General features: G+C 72.3%; 11 protein-coding genes. 9 read left to right on the plus strand and 2 right to left on the minus strand.

Annotated features, from left to right (window positions below; genetic code table 11):
• Position 1: 1 nt before the first annotated feature.
• From ACH4RG_RS36330 to ACH4RG_RS36340, 3 genes are read left to right on the plus strand one after another with little or no spacing between them, the layout of a single operon-like run.
• A complete protein-coding gene (locus tag ACH4RG_RS36330) occupies positions 2-1,003 on the plus strand; it encodes a proline racemase family protein (protein ID WP_397932714.1) in 1,002 nt (333 codons plus the stop codon).
• The gene (locus ACH4RG_RS36335) at positions 1,000-2,124 is read left to right on the plus strand and encodes a proline racemase family protein (RefSeq protein WP_398540919.1); all 1,125 of its coding nucleotides are present in this window, start codon (positions 1,000-1,002) and stop codon (positions 2,122-2,124) included. The genes ACH4RG_RS36330 and ACH4RG_RS36335 overlap by 4 nt, the downstream gene beginning before the upstream one ends.
• Positions 2,121-3,056, plus strand: a complete 936-nt coding sequence (locus ACH4RG_RS36340) for an ornithine cyclodeaminase family protein (protein ID WP_397932718.1) — start codon at positions 2,121-2,123, stop codon at positions 3,054-3,056. Before ACH4RG_RS36335 ends, ACH4RG_RS36340 begins: the two co-directional genes overlap by 4 nt.
• 231 nt (positions 3,057-3,287) lie before the next feature.
• On the opposite strand, the gene ACH4RG_RS36345 is transcribed toward ACH4RG_RS36340, so the two are convergent.
• On the minus strand, positions 3,288-3,998 hold the full coding sequence (locus ACH4RG_RS36345) for a GntR family transcriptional regulator (RefSeq protein WP_018957032.1): 711 nt from the start codon (positions 3,996-3,998) through the stop codon (positions 3,288-3,290).
• 100 nt (positions 3,999-4,098) lie between these two features.
• Entirely contained in the window at positions 4,099-5,559 is a 1,461-nt protein-coding gene (locus tag ACH4RG_RS36350; protein ID WP_398540920.1) for an aminopeptidase P family protein, read from the minus strand.
• 376 nt (positions 5,560-5,935) lie between these two features.
• Here ACH4RG_RS36350 and ACH4RG_RS36355 point away from each other — a divergent pair, with 376 nt between their 5' ends.
• The 6 genes from ACH4RG_RS36355 (at position 5,936) to ACH4RG_RS36380 (ending at position 14,671) form a co-directional block, all read left to right on the plus strand.
• Positions 5,936-7,681, plus strand: a complete 1,746-nt coding sequence (locus ACH4RG_RS36355) for an ABC transporter substrate-binding protein (protein ID WP_397932722.1) — start codon at positions 5,936-5,938, stop codon at positions 7,679-7,681.
• Positions 7,682-7,701: 20 nt separating this feature from the next.
• Positions 7,702-8,673, plus strand: a complete 972-nt coding sequence (locus ACH4RG_RS36360) for an ABC transporter permease (protein ID WP_398540921.1) — start codon at positions 7,702-7,704, stop codon at positions 8,671-8,673.
• A complete protein-coding gene (locus ACH4RG_RS36365) occupies positions 8,670-9,656 on the plus strand; it encodes an ABC transporter permease (protein WP_397932724.1) in 987 nt (328 codons plus the stop codon). The genes ACH4RG_RS36360 and ACH4RG_RS36365 overlap by 4 nt, the downstream gene beginning before the upstream one ends.
• A gap of 1 nt (position 9,657) precedes the next feature.
• Positions 9,658-10,731, plus strand: a complete 1,074-nt coding sequence (locus ACH4RG_RS36370) for an ABC transporter ATP-binding protein (RefSeq protein WP_398540922.1) — start codon at positions 9,658-9,660, stop codon at positions 10,729-10,731.
• On the plus strand, positions 10,728-11,759 hold the full coding sequence (locus tag ACH4RG_RS36375) for an ABC transporter ATP-binding protein (protein ID WP_398540923.1): 1,032 nt from the start codon (positions 10,728-10,730) through the stop codon (positions 11,757-11,759). Before ACH4RG_RS36370 ends, ACH4RG_RS36375 begins: the two co-directional genes overlap by 4 nt.
• A 395-nt stretch (positions 11,760-12,154) precedes the next feature.
• Positions 12,155-14,671, plus strand: coding sequence for a collagenase (locus ACH4RG_RS36380; RefSeq protein ID WP_398540924.1), 2,517 nt, complete (start codon positions 12,155-12,157; stop codon positions 14,669-14,671).
• Positions 14,672-14,984: the final 313 nt, after the last annotated feature.

Raw genomic sequence — 14,984 nt, forward strand, 5'->3', positions numbered from 1 at the left:
CGTGCGCTCCAAGGTCTGTTACCACGCGGTCGACTCGCACACCGAGGGCATGCCGACCCGGGTCGTCACCGGCGGGGTGGGCGTCCTGCCGGGCGCGACGATGGCCGAGCGACGGCAGCGGTTCATGGCCGAGCGCGACGGACTGCGCACCCTGCTCATGTGCGAGCCGCGCGGGCACGGGGCCATGTCCGGAGCGATCCTCCAGCCCCCGACCCGGCCGGACGCCGACTTCGGCGTGCTGTTCATCGAGGTGTCCGGCTGCCTGCCCATGTGCGGCCACGGCACCATCGGCGTGGCGACGGTCCTGGTGGAGACGGGCATGGTCGAGGCGGTCGAACCGGAGACGCTCATCCGCCTCGACACCCCCGCCGGCCTCGTCACGGCGCGGGTCGCCGTGCGCGACGGCCGCGCGGAGTCCGTCACCCTGGAGAACGTCGCCTCCTACAGCCACGCGCTGGACCAGGTCGTCGAGGTCGAGGGGTTCGGCCCGGTCCGCTACGACATGGCGTACGGCGGCAACTTCTACGCCATCGTGCGCACCGAGGACCTCGGCATCCCCTACGACCGGGCGGAGAAGGGGCGGCTGCTGGACGCGGGCCTGGCCGTCATGGGGGCGATCAACGAGCGGAACCCGGTGGTGCATCCGGAGAACCCCGCGATCGACGTCTGCCACCACGTCTATCTGGAGGCGCCCGGCTCGACCGCCGAGCACTCGCGGCACGCCATGGCCATCCATCCCGGCTGGTTCGACCGCTCGCCCTGCGGGACCGGAACCAGCGCCCGGATGGCCCAACTGCACGCGCGGGGACTGCTGAAGACCGGGCAGGGCTTCGTCAACGAGTCCTTCATCGGCTCCCGCTTCACGGGCCGGATCCTGGCGGAGACCACGGTCGGCGGCAGGCCCGCCGTACTGCCCTCCGTCACCGGCCGCGCCTGGATCACCGGAACCGCGCAGTACCTGCTCGACCCCACGGACCCCTATCCGACGGGATTCACCGTATGACGGCCGATCCGTGCACCGGGCCGATCGCGACCGCGTGCACCGGCCCGATCGCGACCGCGTACACCGGCCCGATCGGGACGGCGTACACCGGGCCGATCGACACGGTCGACTGGCACACCGGGGGCGAGCCGTTCCGGATCGTGCCCGCAGCCCCGCCGGCCGTGACCGGGCACGGGCCCACCGTCGCCGAGCGCCGCACGGCCGCCATGGCCGACGCCGGGGCGCAGTGGACCCGGGCGCTGCTGTGCGGCGAACCGCGCGGCCACGCCGACATGTACGGGGCCTTCCTGGTGCCGCCCGACGACGCCGGGGCCCACCTCGGCGCCCTCTTCTGGCACAAGGACGGCTTCTCCACGGCCTGCGGGCACGGCACGATCGCCCTCGGCGCCTGGGCGGTCGCCACCGGCCTGGTCCCGGCGCCGGCCGACGGCACGACGGACGTCGTCGTCGACGTCCCCTCCGGCCGGGTCACGGCGAGCGTGCGCACGGCCGGCGGCCGGGTCGCGGACGTGACGTTCGTCAACGTCCCCGGCCATGTCCACGCGCGCGGTGTCGAGGTGGCCACCTCGCTGGGTACCGTCACCGTCGACATCGCCTACGGCGGCGCCATGTACGCCGTGCTCCCGGCACACCGGCTCGGCCTGCGGGTCCGGCCGGGGGACGTCACCGCGGTCGTTGCTGTCGGCCGCGAGATCCGCGACGCGCTGAACGCCGCCCGCGCCGCCGAACACCCCGAGGACGACCGGCTGTCCGGCGTCTACGGGACGGTGTTCACCGAGGAGGCCGGCGCCCCCGTCGAACGGCCCGACGGCACCTGGCTGCTGCACCACCGCAACGTCACGGTGTTCGCGGACGGCCAGGTCGACCGCTCCCCGTGCGGCTCGGGCACCGCGGCCCGGGTGGCGCTCCTCGCCGACGCCGGGGAACTGTGCCTCGGCGACGAGTTGAGGCACGAGTCGGTGGTGGGTTCCGTCTTCCGCGCCCGGATCGAACGGTCCACCACGGACCACGGCCGCCCCGCGGTCGTCCCGGCCGTGACGGGAACCGCGTACGCCACCGGAGCGAGCCGCTTCACCGTCGATCCCGACGACACCCTCGTACCCGGGTTCGTACTGCGATGACGGTGACGCTCGACGCCGCGGACGTGTTCGCGCTCGGTCCGGCCGGGGCCGTCGCCGCGATCAGGGCGGCGCTGGCCGGGGGGCTCGATCCGGACGGCGACGCACCGCGGGCGGTCGTGCCGCTGGTCCACGGGCAGGGGCTGCTCATGCCCTCGGAGTCCGGCGACTGGTTCGGCGTGAAGATCGCCACCGTCGCGCCCGGCAACGCCGCGCGCGGACTGCGGCGGATCAACGCCACGTATCTGCTGCACGACAGCGCGACCCTGACGCCGGTGGCCCTGCTGGACGGGGCCGCGCTGACGACCCTGCGCACCCCCGCCGTCTCGGTCGCGGCCTCCCTGGACCGGCTGCGCGCGCTCGCCGACGGGGGTGGGGGGCTGCGCCTGGTGGTCTTCGGCGCGGGCCCCCAGGGGAAGGGGCACGTCGCCGCCGTCCGGGCCCACGTCCCGGTGGCCGACGTCACGGTCGTCACCCGGCGCGGGGGGCCCGTGCCCGGCTGGGCGGACCGGAGCCGGGCGGCGGGCGGCGGGGGAGCGGCGGCCGCGGTGCGGCGCGCGGACGTCGTCGTCACCGCGACGTCCGCGCGCGAACCGGTGGTCGACGGGCGGCTGGTGCGCGACGGGGCGGTGGTACTGGCGATCGGCTCGCACGAACCGGACGTGCGGGAGCTCGACAGCGTGCTGATGGGGCGTGCCACCGTCCTGGTGGAGAGCCGCGCGACCGCCCTCCGCGAGGCGGGCGACGTCGTCATGGCGGTCCACGAGGGCGCGCTCGCCCCGGACGACCTCGTCACCCTGGCGGACCTGAACGGCTCATGGGGGGAGGTCCCGGCCGACCGCCCGCTGGTCGTGAAGACGTGCGGGATGGGCTGGCAGGACCTGGTGGTCGCCGTCGCGGCCCACCGGCGGAAGGAGGGGAAAGAGGCGCGGTAGGGGACGCGGAGGGAGCGGAGCTGAGCGTCCGCCGCCGGCCCGAATCCGCGCCCCTCGCGGGCCGTTACGTCAACACGCTCTGTCCCACGCGGACTTCGGCGTCACCATGGGCCGCGTTCCGAGCGGCCTTCGGGGCCGAGGAACGCCACCCAGCCTTGGGCTGCCGCCGCAACGCACGCCGCCCCGCACCGACTCCGGCGTCACCGTGCGGGGCCCCGACCGCAGGTCGCGTCAGCGTGCGCCGAGCTTGCGCGGCGGGGCGGCGCGTTCGGCCTCCCGCTTCCGGTCCGCCCACAGGGTCCGCACATGCGCGAGATGGCGGCGCATGTGCTCCTCGGCCCCCTCCGCGTCCCCCGCGATCATGATGTCCAGGAGAGCGGTGTGCTCCCGCGCCGAGCCCACCAGCGACCCCTCCTGGGACAGGTCGGTGAGCCCGTAGAGCCGGGAGCGTTTGCGCAGGTCGGCCACGGTCTCCACCAGGCGCGCGTTCCCCGCGAGGGCGAGCAGGTCGAGGTGGAAACGGCGGTCCGACTCCAGGTAGGCGATCAGGTCGCCGCCCTGCGCGGCGGTCACGATCTCCTCGGCCACCGGACGCACCGCCTCCAACTGCTCGCGGGAGGCGGTGCGGGTCACGCGGCCGATGGTGGGGATCTCGATGAGGGCGCGGATCTCGGTGTACTCGTCCAGGTCGCGCTCGGAGAGTTCGGTGACGCGGAACCCCTTGTTGCGCACCGCCTCCACCAGGCCCTCGCGGGCCAGATCCAGCATGGCCTCGCGCACGGGCGTGGCGGAGACGCCGTACTCGGCGGCGAGCGTGGGCGCCGAGTAGATCACGCCGGGCTGGAGTTCCCCCGCGATCAGCGCGGCACGCAGCGCGTTGGCGACCTGGTCGCGCAGATGCTCCTGCACCGAGATGAGTTTGCGGGACTTCAGCTCACTCATGCGTTCCCCTTCAAAGATGTGGCACCGCACTATACAATGTCACGTTGCGCGGTGCCTCATCGGTCAGAGGTCAGAGGTCAGAGGCCAGAGGCCAGCGCTGTCAGCTGTTCAGGAGGCGGGCCATCCACTCCTCGACGCCGTCGACCGTACGGGGCAGCGCGCCGGAGAGCAGTTTCGCCCCGTCCGCGGTGATCACCAGGTCGTCCTCGATCCGCACGCCCATGCCGCGCAGTTCGGGCGGCAGCGTCTCGTCGTCCGGCTGGAGGTAGAGCCCGGGTTCGACGGTCAGGACGTGGCCCTCCTCCAGTACCCCGTCGAGATAGGTCTCCGCGCGGGCCCGCGCGCAGTCGTGCACGTCGAGTCCGAGCATGTGCCCGCTGCTGCACAGGGTGTAGCGGCGGTACAGGCCGCTGTCGTCGGCGAGCGCCTCCTCGGGCGAAACCGGCAGGATGCCCCACGCGTGCAGTCCCTCGGCGATGACCCGCATGGCCTCGCGGTGGAAGTCCCGGAAGCGGGCCCCGGGACGCAGGACGCCGATGGCGGCTTCCTGTGCGGCCAGCACCAGTTCGTAGACGTCGCGTTGGGCCGGCGAGAAGCGGCCCGACAGCGGCAGGGTGCGGGTGATGTCGGCGGTGTAGAGGGTGTCGGTCTCCACTCCCGCGTCGAGCAGGAGCAGTTGGGACGGGTCGAGCGGTCCGTCGTTGCGGATCCAGTGCAGGACGCAGGCGTGCGCGCCCGCCGCCGCGATGGTCTCGTACCCCGTGCCGTTGCCCTCGCTCCGGGCGCGCAGCTGGAACACGCCCTCGATCCACCGCTCGCCCCGGGGGTGGCGCAGGGCGTCGGGCAGGGCGCGCGCGACGTCCTCGAAGCCCGCCGTGGTGTGGTCGACGGCCAGTTGGAGCTGGGCGACCTCCCAGGTGTCCTTGCGCAGCCGGAGTTCGGCGAGCGCGGCGTCCAGCTCGGCGTCCCCCGCCGGGGTGTGGGACCGGGCGGCCGGCAGGCCGTCCACCCGGGCGTCGACGCCGGCGAGCAGACGGGTCGGCGGCTGCGAGCCGGTGAGGAGCTTGGCCAGGTCGTCGAGGTGGGCGCAGCGCAGCCCGGTCAGCGCCTCCGTCTCGTCCAGGTCGGGGCGGCGGCCGACCCAGAACTCGCCGTAGCGGCGGTCGCGGTAGAAGTCGCTGGTGTTCCGGGGGGAGCGGGGGCGGATGTGGAGCACCGCCTCGTGCCCCTGGGGCCCGGAGGGTTCGAGGACCAGGACGTGACCGGGCTGCTCCTCGCCGGTCAGCCCGGTCAGCCAGGCGTAGGCGCTGTGCGGCCGGAAGCGGTGGTCGGTGTCGTTCGAGCGGACCTTGAGCGTCCCGGCGGGTATGACGAGCCGCTCACCCGGGAAGCGGGCCGAGAGCCGCTCCAGGCGGTCCGGCAGCAGGGCGCGCCCGGGGACCTGCGCGCCGGCGGGCAGGGGGCTCGGCGCCCAGTCGGTCGCCATGAAGGCGTCCAAGGCGGCCGGGACGGGCAGATCGTGGCTGCCGGTGTGTATTTGGGCCGGGGACTCCGCGGTCATGGGTCTCCTTCGAGGGTCTTCGAGGGCGGGGAGGATGCCGTAGCGGCGGGCGGGTGAGCGTGCGTCGGCCCCGGTGTCCGCGGCGCTTTCGGGCCGCTGGGCGGTCCGCGTCGCGGACACGTTTCGGTAACGGGATGACGCACTCCTTGGCTGTGCAATTTCACATTACTATGTTACGGGTCACACCACATGGATGCGGGCGCAATCTCTTCCCCCGCTCCGCTTCGCCTTCCGCAAGCAGTCGCCCTCCGGGCCGCTCGGCCGCCCGGATCACCGGGCCCCCGGGCCGTCCCCTTCCTCCCGGCTCGTTCCCGCTTCCGTCCTCCGGCCCGTCCCCGCTTCTGCCACGACCCTTCCCCGTACGAGGAGTGCACCCATGTCCCGTCGCACCCGGATGCTGTCCGCATCCCTGAGCACCTCGCTCGCCCTGGCCCTGCTGGGCGCCTGCACCACCCAGGGAGGTGACGACCGCGACCCGGACAAGCGACAGCCCGGTGTGGCGACCGGCACCGTCATCGGCGGCACGCCGAAGCGGGGCGGCACCCTGACCGTGCTGTCCAACCAGGACTTCGCCCACCTGGACCCGGCCCGCAACTGGGTCATGCCGACGATGGACTTCGGCACGCGGCTGCTCTACCGCACCCTGACCACCTTCCGCGCCGAACCCGGGAAGAAGGGCAGCGAGATCGTCCCCGACCTCGCCACCGACCTCGGCAGATCCTCCGACGGCGGCCGCACCTGGACCTTCACCCTCAAGCCCGGCCTCGTCTACGAGGACGGCACCCCGATCCGGGCCCGCGACATCAAGTACAACGTGGAACGGTCCTTCGCCCCCGACCTCGCCGGCGGACCCGACTACGCCCAGCGCTACCTGGCCGACGCCGAGGGGTACGCCGGCCCGCTGGACGGCAAGCACCTCGACTCGATCCGCACCCCCGACGACCGGACCATCGTCTTCTCGCTGAACAGGCCCGTCGCCGAGTTCTCCTACACGGTCACGCTGCCCACCTTCTCGCCCGTGCCCGCGTCCCGCGAGAAGGGCGTCCAGTACGACCTGCGGCCCTTCTCCTCCGGCCCGTACCGCATCGAGAGCTACGCACGCGGCAAGAAGCTGGTGCTGGTCCGCAACACCCACTGGGACGCGGCGACCGACCCGGTGCGCAAGGCCTACCCCGACCGCATCGTCGTGATCCAGGGGCTCAAGGGCGGCCAGATCGACGACCGGATCATCGAGAGCGCGGGCGTCGACGCCTCCGCGGTCGAGTGGTCCGACCTCCAGCCCTCCAGCGTCGCCAAGGTCCTGCCGAAGCCGGAGATCCGGCAGCGGCTCTCCGCCGAGCGCACCGGCTGTACGGACATGCTCGCGCTGAACACCTCCCGGGCGCCGTTCGACGACCCGAAGCTCCGTCAGGCGATGCAGTACGCCGTCGACAAGGAGGCCCAGGTGACCGCCAACGGCGGCCCCGCCCTCAACGACGTCGCCACCGCCTATCTGCCACCGTCCCTCACCGGCGGCCGTGCCGCCGCCCCGGTCCACGGCGGGCCCGCCACCGGTGACGTGAAGAAGGCCGAGAAGCTGCTCGCCGAGGCGGGCAGGGCCGACGGCTTCGACACGACGATCACCGTGTCCACCGGGGACAAGACCCGTGCCGAGGCGCTCCAGCAGAGCCTGGCCCGGGTCGGCATACGGCTGCGGATCGAGACCGTCGACCCCTCGGTCTACTACGACACCATCGGCGACACCGCCAACGCCCCCGACATGGCCATCAGCGGGTGGTGCCCGGACTACCCGTCCGCCGCCACCTTCCTGCCGTTCGTCTTCGACGGCCGCACCATCAAGCCCAAGGGCAACCAGGGCAACGTCTCCCAGTTCCGCGACAAGGCCGTCGAGCGCCGCATGGACGAGATCGCCGCGATGGCCGACGCGACCGCCGCCGACAAGGCGTGGGCCGCACTCGACCGGGAGATCCAGCGGACCTCCCCCGCCGTCCCCCTGCTCTGGGAGCGCAAGCCGCTGCTCGTCGGCGACAACATCGCCGGAGCCTTCGGGCACCCCTCCTGGACCGGTCAGTTCGACTTCGCCGTGATCGGTCTCAAGGACCCGTCCCGAAGCAAGGGCTGAGGGGACGAGGACGCACTCCCATGAGCATCGTCACCGCCCCGGCCACCGGACCGGGCGACGCCCCGGCATCCGGCGGACCCGGCTCACCCGCCCTGCCCGACGCCCTCTGGCGGACCACCTGGCGCCGCCTGTGGGGCGACCGGGGCAGCCGGACCGCCCTGATCGCCGCCGCCCTGCTGATCCTGGTCGCCCTCACCGCGCCCCTGCTCAGCCGCATGGGCGGCTGGTCGCCCACCGCCTTCGACGCCGACGCCATCGACCCCTACCTCGGCGGCCTGCCCCACGGCGCCCTCGGCGGCATCAGCGCCGAACACTGGCTCGGCGTCGAACCGGTCACCGGCCGCGACCTGTTCGCCCGCGTCGTCCACGGCGCGCAGGTGTCCCTGCTGATCGCCTTCGCCGCCACCGCGATCGTCGTCGTCACCGGCACCGCCGCGGGCATCGCCGCCGGTTACTTCGGCGGGCGCGTCGACACCGTACTGAGCCGGCTGATGGACCTCACCATGTCCTTCCCCTCACTCATCTTCATGATCGCGATGATGTCCGTGGCCCAGGACGTCAACCGGGTCGTGCTGATGACCGTCGTCATCGGCGTCTTCGGCTGGCCCGGCATCGCCCGCGTGGTGCGCGCCGAGGCGCTCTCCCTGCGCAACCGCGAGTTCGTCGAGGCCGCCCGCGCCTGCGGCAGCGGACCCTGGCGCATCCTCACCCGGCAGGTGCTGCCCAACATCTCCGGACCCGTCATCGCGTACACCACGCTGCTGATCCCCGGAATGATCAGCACGGAGGCGGCGCTCAGCTTCCTCGGGGTGGGCGTGCGCCCGCCCACCCCCTCCTGGGGCCAGATGATCGCCGAGGCCGTCGCCTACTACGAGACGGACCCCATGTACTTCATCGTCCCCAGCGTCTTCCTCTTCGTCGCCGTCCTCGCCTTCACGGTCCTCGGCGACGCGCTGCGCGACATCCTCGACCCCCAGGGAGGACGCTCGTGATCGCCTACCTGGTCCGCAGACTCCTCGGCGTGGCCGGCGTCCTGCTCGCCATCTGCGCCGTCACCTTCGTCATCTTCTACCTGCTGCCCGCCGACCCGGCATCGGCCGCCTGCGGCAAGACGTGCAGCCCCGAGCGCCTGGCGGAAGTACGCCACTTCATGGGCCTCGACCAGCCCGTCTGGCGGCAGTTCGGCGACTACCTCGTCGGGATCTTCGCCGGCCGCGAGCTGGGCAGCGGACCTCACGCGCTGCGGTGCGGCTTCCCCTGCCTCGGCTACTCCTACGAGAACGCGCTGCCGGTGTGGGACCTGCTGATGGACCGCCTGCCCGTCTCCGTCTCCCTGGCCTTCGGCGCTGCGGGCCTGTGGCTGGTGCTCGGGCTGAGCGCCGGAGTCACCGCCGCGCTGCGCAAGGGCGGGCTGCTCGACCGCACCCTGATGGTGGGCGCGGTCGCCACCGCGTCCCTGCCCGTCTACTTCACCGCGGTGATGCTCCTGTACGGCCTGGTCCGGCTGACCGGTCTGCTGCCCTACCCCGCCTACGTCCCGCTCACCGACGACCCCCTCGCCTGGGCCGCCAACCTGCTGCTGCCCTGGATCGCCCTGGCCCTGCTCTACGCCGCCATGTACGCCCGCCAGAGCCGCAGTTCGATGATCGAGACGATGGCGCAGCCGTACATCAGGACCGCCCGCGCCAAGGGCCTGCCCGCCCGGACCGTCGTGGTCAAACACGGACTGCGGTCCGCGATGATGCCGGTCCTCACGCTCTTCGGCATGGACCTCGGCGCCCTGCTGGCCGGAGCGGTCATCACCGAGTCCATCTTCGGCATCCCCGGCGTCGGCAGGCTCTTCTACGACGCCCTGCAACGCTCCGACCAGCCCGTCGTGCTCGGCGTCACCCTGCTCGCCGCCTTCTTCATCGTGGCGGCCAACGTCGTCATCGACCTCCTGTACGCCGTCGTCGACCCGAGGGTGAGGAACTGACGTGCCGCCCACCACCGAACCGGACCTCCCCCTGCTGCGCGTCCACGACCTGCGGGTCGCCTTCGACACCCCCACCGGAACCGTCCAGGCCGTCGACGGGGTCTCCTTCACCGTGGAGGCCGGCCGCACCCTGGGTCTGGTCGGCGAATCCGGCTCCGGCAAGTCGGTCACCTCCCTCGCCGTGATGGGCCTGCACCGCCGGGCCCACGTGAGCGGATCGATCACCCTCGCCGGACAGGAACTCCTCGGCCTGAACGACCGCCGCTTCGGCCGGCTGCGCGGCCGCCGGATGGCCATGGTCTTCCAGGACCCGCTCTCCGCGCTGCACCCCGCGTACACCGTCGGCGAACAGATCGCGGAGGCCCACCGCCACCACTTCGGCAGCGGCCGGCGCGTCGCGCGCAGACGCGCCGTGGAGATGCTCGGCGAGGTCGGCATCCCCGAACCGGCCCGCCGGGCCGGGGAGTACGCGCACCAGTTCTCCGGCGGCATGCGCCAGCGCGCCATGATCGCCATGGCCCTGTCCTGCGAACCCGAACTCCTCGTCGCCGACGAGCCGACCACCGCGCTCGACGTCACCGTCCAGGCGCAGATCCTCGAACTGATCGCCCGGCTCCAGCAGGAACGCGGACTGGGCGTCCTGATGATCACCCACGACCTGGGCGTGGTGGCCCGCGTCGCCCACGAGGTGCTCGTCATGTACGGCGGGCGCGGCGCCGAACAGGCCCCGGTGGACGAGCTCTTCCACAGCCCCGCGCACCCCTACACCCGGGGCCTCCTGGACTCCCTGCCCCGACTGGACGACCCGGACGACGCGCCGCTGCGCGCGATCCCCGGCTCCCCGCCGTCACCCGCCGAGCCGAGATCCGGCTGCCCCTTCGAGCCGCGCTGCCCCAGGGCCGCCGCCGCCACCGCCCCGGAGCGGGCCCGCTGCGCCGGGGAGAGCCCCCGCCCCGTGGCCGTGCCCGGCGGCGGTCGGCTGGTCGCCTGCCACCTGCCCCTGCCGGCCGCCCCGACCGTCCCGCACCCCGGCCCGCCCGGCGGGGCCCCCGTACCGGCCGAGGAGGCCCGATGAAACCCACACTCTCCAAATCCCCACCCACAGAAGTGAGTTCTGCGGCGGGTGGCGCCGCGCCCCTGCTGTCCGTACGCGGTCTGGTCAAGACGTTCCCCGGCCGCCGCGTCCTGGGCCGCGCCGCCGCTCCGGTCCGCGCGGTGGACGGCGTCGATCTGGAACTGGCCGCGGGGGAGACCCTGGGTCTTGTCGGAGAGTCCGGCTGCGGCAAGTCCACCACGGGCCGGATGCTGGTCCGGCTGCTGGAACCCACCTCGGGGAGCGTCGAGTTCGAGGGCCGCGACATCACGCATCTGTCCCAGCGCGAGCTGCGGCCGGTCCGGCAGCACCTCCAGATCATCTTCCAGGACCCCCACGCTTCCCTGAACCCCCGGCAGACCGTCGCCCGGATCATCTCCGAACCCCTGCTCGTGCAGGGGGCCACGGTCGGGGCGGCCCGGGACCGGGCCGCCGAACTGCTCGACCTGGTGGGGCTGGGCTCCGAACACCTGGACCGGCACCCGTATCAGTTCTCCGGCGGCCAGGCCCAGCGCATCGGCATCGCCCGCGCCCTGGCGACCGGCCCCCGCCTGATCGTCGCCGACGAGCCGGTCTCCGCGCTCGACGTGTCCGTACAGGCCCAGGTCGTGAACCTGATGGAGCGTCTGGGCGACGAGCTGGGGCTGTCGTTCCTCTTCATCGCCCACGACCTGTCCGTCGTGAAGCGGGCGTGCGACCGGGTGGCGGTGATGTACCTGGGCCGCATCGTCGAGATCGGCGACAAGCGCGAGCTGTACGACAGGCCGGCGCACCCCTATACCCGGGCGCTGCTCTCGGCGGTCCCGCTGCCCGACCCCGCGGCGGAGCGCCGCCGGGAGCGGATCCTCCTGCTCGGCGACCCGCCGAGCCCGGCCTCGCCGCCCAGCGGCTGCGGCTTCCATCCGCGCTGCCCCAAGGCGCAGGCCGTGTGCCGTACCGAGCGGCCGCTGCTCCAGGTCGTGGGCTCCGGCGCGCGTACGGCGGCCTGCCACTTCCCCGAAACGGGCTGAGAGGCCCGGAGATCCCGGCGGCCCGCCATACGCCTGGCGGGCCGCCTCCGCCCGCCGGCTACCCCTCCCCGCCGGGCCGCCTCCGCCCCGGCTACCCCTCCCCGCCGGGCCGTGTTCACCGGAAAGTCGTATCGGATTCGGCCACATGTCTTCCCAGTGGTGTGTGACCTGTGCCATTGTACATGTCACAGGGCGTGGGCATGTCAACTCCGGACATCGACCCCATTCCGTCCGGCCGACAGCACGGCACGACAACACCCCCTGCCCCACGCCCTGTACATCCCATCGGTCACGCATGCGCGTGCCTCCGATCCCTCATGGGAGGAAAAATCGTGAGAACCACACTCGTCCGCCGAGGTGTGGGTGCCGTTCTGCCCCTGGCTCTGGCCGGGGCGATGAGCGTCGCGCTGCTCGCGCAGCCGGCCCAGGCGCAGCCGAACTCCCCCTCGGCCGCCACGGCATCGAACGCGTCCCAGTCGTCCCGCCCCGCCGGGTCGGCCGATCCCGCGCCGCAGGCGCAGCAGTCCCCCACCTCGGACACCGGCCACCAGGCCAAGGACCGGTTGAAGGTGTCCCAGCTCCCCCCGCTGAGCGCCGACAAGTCCCCCCTCAAGGAGGCCTACGGCGAGCACGACGCCCCGTCGGAGCAGGGCGCGGGCCAGAAGTCCTCGGCGAAGGCGGCCGCCGCGTGCGACCCGGCCGAATTCACCGGCCGCACCGGCGCCGAACTGGTCCGGCACATCAGGGCGTCCACCACGGACTGTGTGAACACCCTGTTCAGCCTGACCGGCAGCAACGCCCAACTGGCTTTCCGAGAAGCCCAGATGACCTCGGTGGCCTACGCGCTGCGCGACAACGCCGCCTCCTACCCGGGTGACGGGAGCACCGGCATCCTGCAGCTCGTGCTGTACCTCCGCGCCGGGTACTACGTGCAGTGGTACAACCCGGACGTCGTCGGACCGTACGGCCCCACCCTCCAGACCGCGATCCGCTCGGGCCTCGACGCGTTCTTCGCCAGCCCCCGCTCGCGCGACGTCACCGACGCCAACGGCGACACGCTCTCCGAGGCGGTCGTCCTGATCGACAGCGCCCAGGAGAACGCCCGGTACATCTCCGTCGTCAAGCGGATGCTGGCCGACTACGACTCCTCCTGGAACGCGTCCTCACGGATGCTCGCCGCGCTCAACAAGGTCTACACGGTGACCTTCCGGGGCCACCAGGTGCCCGCGTTCGTCAGCGCCGTCGAGTCGGACCCGAGCCTCATCGACTCGCTGCACCGCTTCGCCGCCGACCACCTCTCCCTGCTGGAGGGCGACCACGCGTACCTGACCTCCAACGCCGGACGTGAACTGGGCCGGTTCCTCCAGCACACGAGCCTGCGGAGCAAGGTCCGGCCGCTGGTCACCGCCCTGCTCCGGGACACCTCCATCACCGGCCCCACCGCCCCGCTCTGGGTGGGCATAGCGGAGATGGCCGACTACTACGACAAGGCGAACTGCGCCACGTACGGCGTCTGCGACCTCCAGGAGCGCCTCAAGCGCGAGGTCCTGCCGGTCCGCCACACCTGTAGCCCCAGCATCCGCATCCTGGCCCAGCAGATGACGTCCGCCGAGCTGAGCGCCAGCTGCACCAGCCTCATCCAGCAGGACGCCTACTTCCACCGGATCGCCAAGGACAACGGCCCGGTCGCCGACGACAACAACACCGCCATCGAGGTGATCGCCTACGACTCCAGCGACGACTACCAGACCTACGCCGGCGCCATGTACGGGATCGACACCAACAACGGCGGCATGTACCTGGAGGGCGACCCCTCCGTCGTGGGCAACCAGCCCCGCTTCATCGCCTACGAGGCCGAGTGGCTGCGGCCGGACTTCCACATCTGGAACCTCAACCACGAGTACACCCACTACCTCGACGGCCGCTTCACGATGCACGGCGACTTCGCCGACAACATGACCACTCCCACCATCTGGTGGGTCGAGGGCTTCGCGGAGTACATCTCCTACCACTACCGCGAGGAGCCCTACACCGCGGCGATGACCGAGGCGGGCAAGGGCACCTACGCCCTGTCCACCCTCTTCAGCACCGACTACAGCCACGACACCAACCGGGTCTACCGCTGGGGCTACCTCGCCGTGCGGTACATGCTGGAGAAGCACCCCGCCGACCTGGACAAGGTGCTCGCCCACTACCGCGCCGGCGAGTGGAGCGCGGCCCGCACCTACCTCACCAGCACCGTCGGAACCCGCTACGACAGCGACTGGAAGACCTGGCTCGCGGCGTGCGCCGCAGGTGACTGCGGTGGCGGCGGCCAGCCGGGCAACCAGGCCCCCACCGCCGAGTTCACCGCCGCGGTCAAGGACCTGACGGTCACGCTCACCGACCGCTCCACCGACGCCGACGGCACCATCGCCTCCCGCGCCTGGGACTTCGGCGACGGCACCACCTCCACCCAGACCAGCCCCGCCAAGACCTACAGCGCCGCCGGCAGCTACACCGTCCGGCTGACCGTGACCGACGACAAGGGCACCACGGCCACCGCCACCCGGACGGTCACCGTGACCGGCGGCTCCACCGTCGGCGAGTGCACCGCATCCGACACGCGCGTGCTGGGCAAAAACTGCCGTCGTGGCAACCTCTCCGCCACGACCGGCAACTACGCCTACCACTACTTGAACATCCCGGCCGGCACCAAGACGCTGAAGATCACCGTCAGCGGCGGCACCGGCAACGCCGACCTCTACTACAGCAACCGCAACTGGGCCACCACCAGCGCGCACACCAACCGCGCCACCGGCCCCGGCAACTCCCACACCCTGACCATCAGCAACCCGCCGTCCGGCGCCAACTACATCAGCCTCCACGCGGCGGCCGCCTTCAACGGCGCCACCCTCACCACCGAGTACTGACCCGCCGCTTCACCCCCTCGAGCCGGGGTCGGCGCCATCGGCGCCGACCCTGGCTCTCCCGTGCGCGGGGCGACCGGCGGTGGGCGGCGGTGGTGGAGGCAGTGGTGGCCGGTCGGACTCCACTGTCACTGCCTGCACATACAGTCGAAGCATCACTCGGGGGAGCACTCACGTGAAGTTCCCCTGTGATCTTGGACACTCGTTCGTTATGCCGCGACGGCGTGTTGGTGCCGCTGTCTGGTTTCGGCCGGTGTGAGGTAGCCGAAGATCTTGTGCTTGCGCAGGCGGCGGCGGTTGTAGAAGGTCTCGATGA

Origin of the sequence: Streptomyces sp. NPDC021019 (assembly GCF_044333295.1) — a bacterium.
Classification (GTDB): domain Bacteria; phylum Actinomycetota; class Actinomycetes; order Streptomycetales; family Streptomycetaceae; genus Streptomyces.

Excerpts from the sequence above, each read along its gene's own strand:
- ACH4RG_RS36335 (WP_398540919.1), top strand. The coding sequence starts at position 1,000 with ATGACGGCCGATCCGTGCACCGGGCCGATCGCGACCGCGTGCACCGGC.
- ACH4RG_RS36340 (WP_397932718.1), top strand. The coding sequence starts at position 2,121 with ATGACGGTGACGCTCGACGCCGCGGACGTGTTCGCGCTCGGTCCGGCC.
- ACH4RG_RS36345 (WP_018957032.1), bottom strand. The coding sequence starts at position 3,998 with ATGAGTGAGCTGAAGTCCCGCAAACTCATCTCGGTGCAGGAGCATCTG.
- ACH4RG_RS36350 (WP_398540920.1), bottom strand. The coding sequence starts at position 5,559 with ATGACCGCGGAGTCCCCGGCCCAAATACACACCGGCAGCCACGATCTG.
- ACH4RG_RS36355 (WP_397932722.1), top strand. The coding sequence starts at position 5,936 with ATGTCCCGTCGCACCCGGATGCTGTCCGCATCCCTGAGCACCTCGCTC.
- ACH4RG_RS36360 (WP_398540921.1), top strand. The coding sequence starts at position 7,702 with ATGAGCATCGTCACCGCCCCGGCCACCGGACCGGGCGACGCCCCGGCA.
- ACH4RG_RS36375 (WP_398540923.1), top strand. The coding sequence starts at position 10,728 with ATGAAACCCACACTCTCCAAATCCCCACCCACAGAAGTGAGTTCTGCG.
- ACH4RG_RS36380 (WP_398540924.1), top strand. The coding sequence starts at position 12,155 with ATGAGCGTCGCGCTGCTCGCGCAGCCGGCCCAGGCGCAGCCGAACTCC.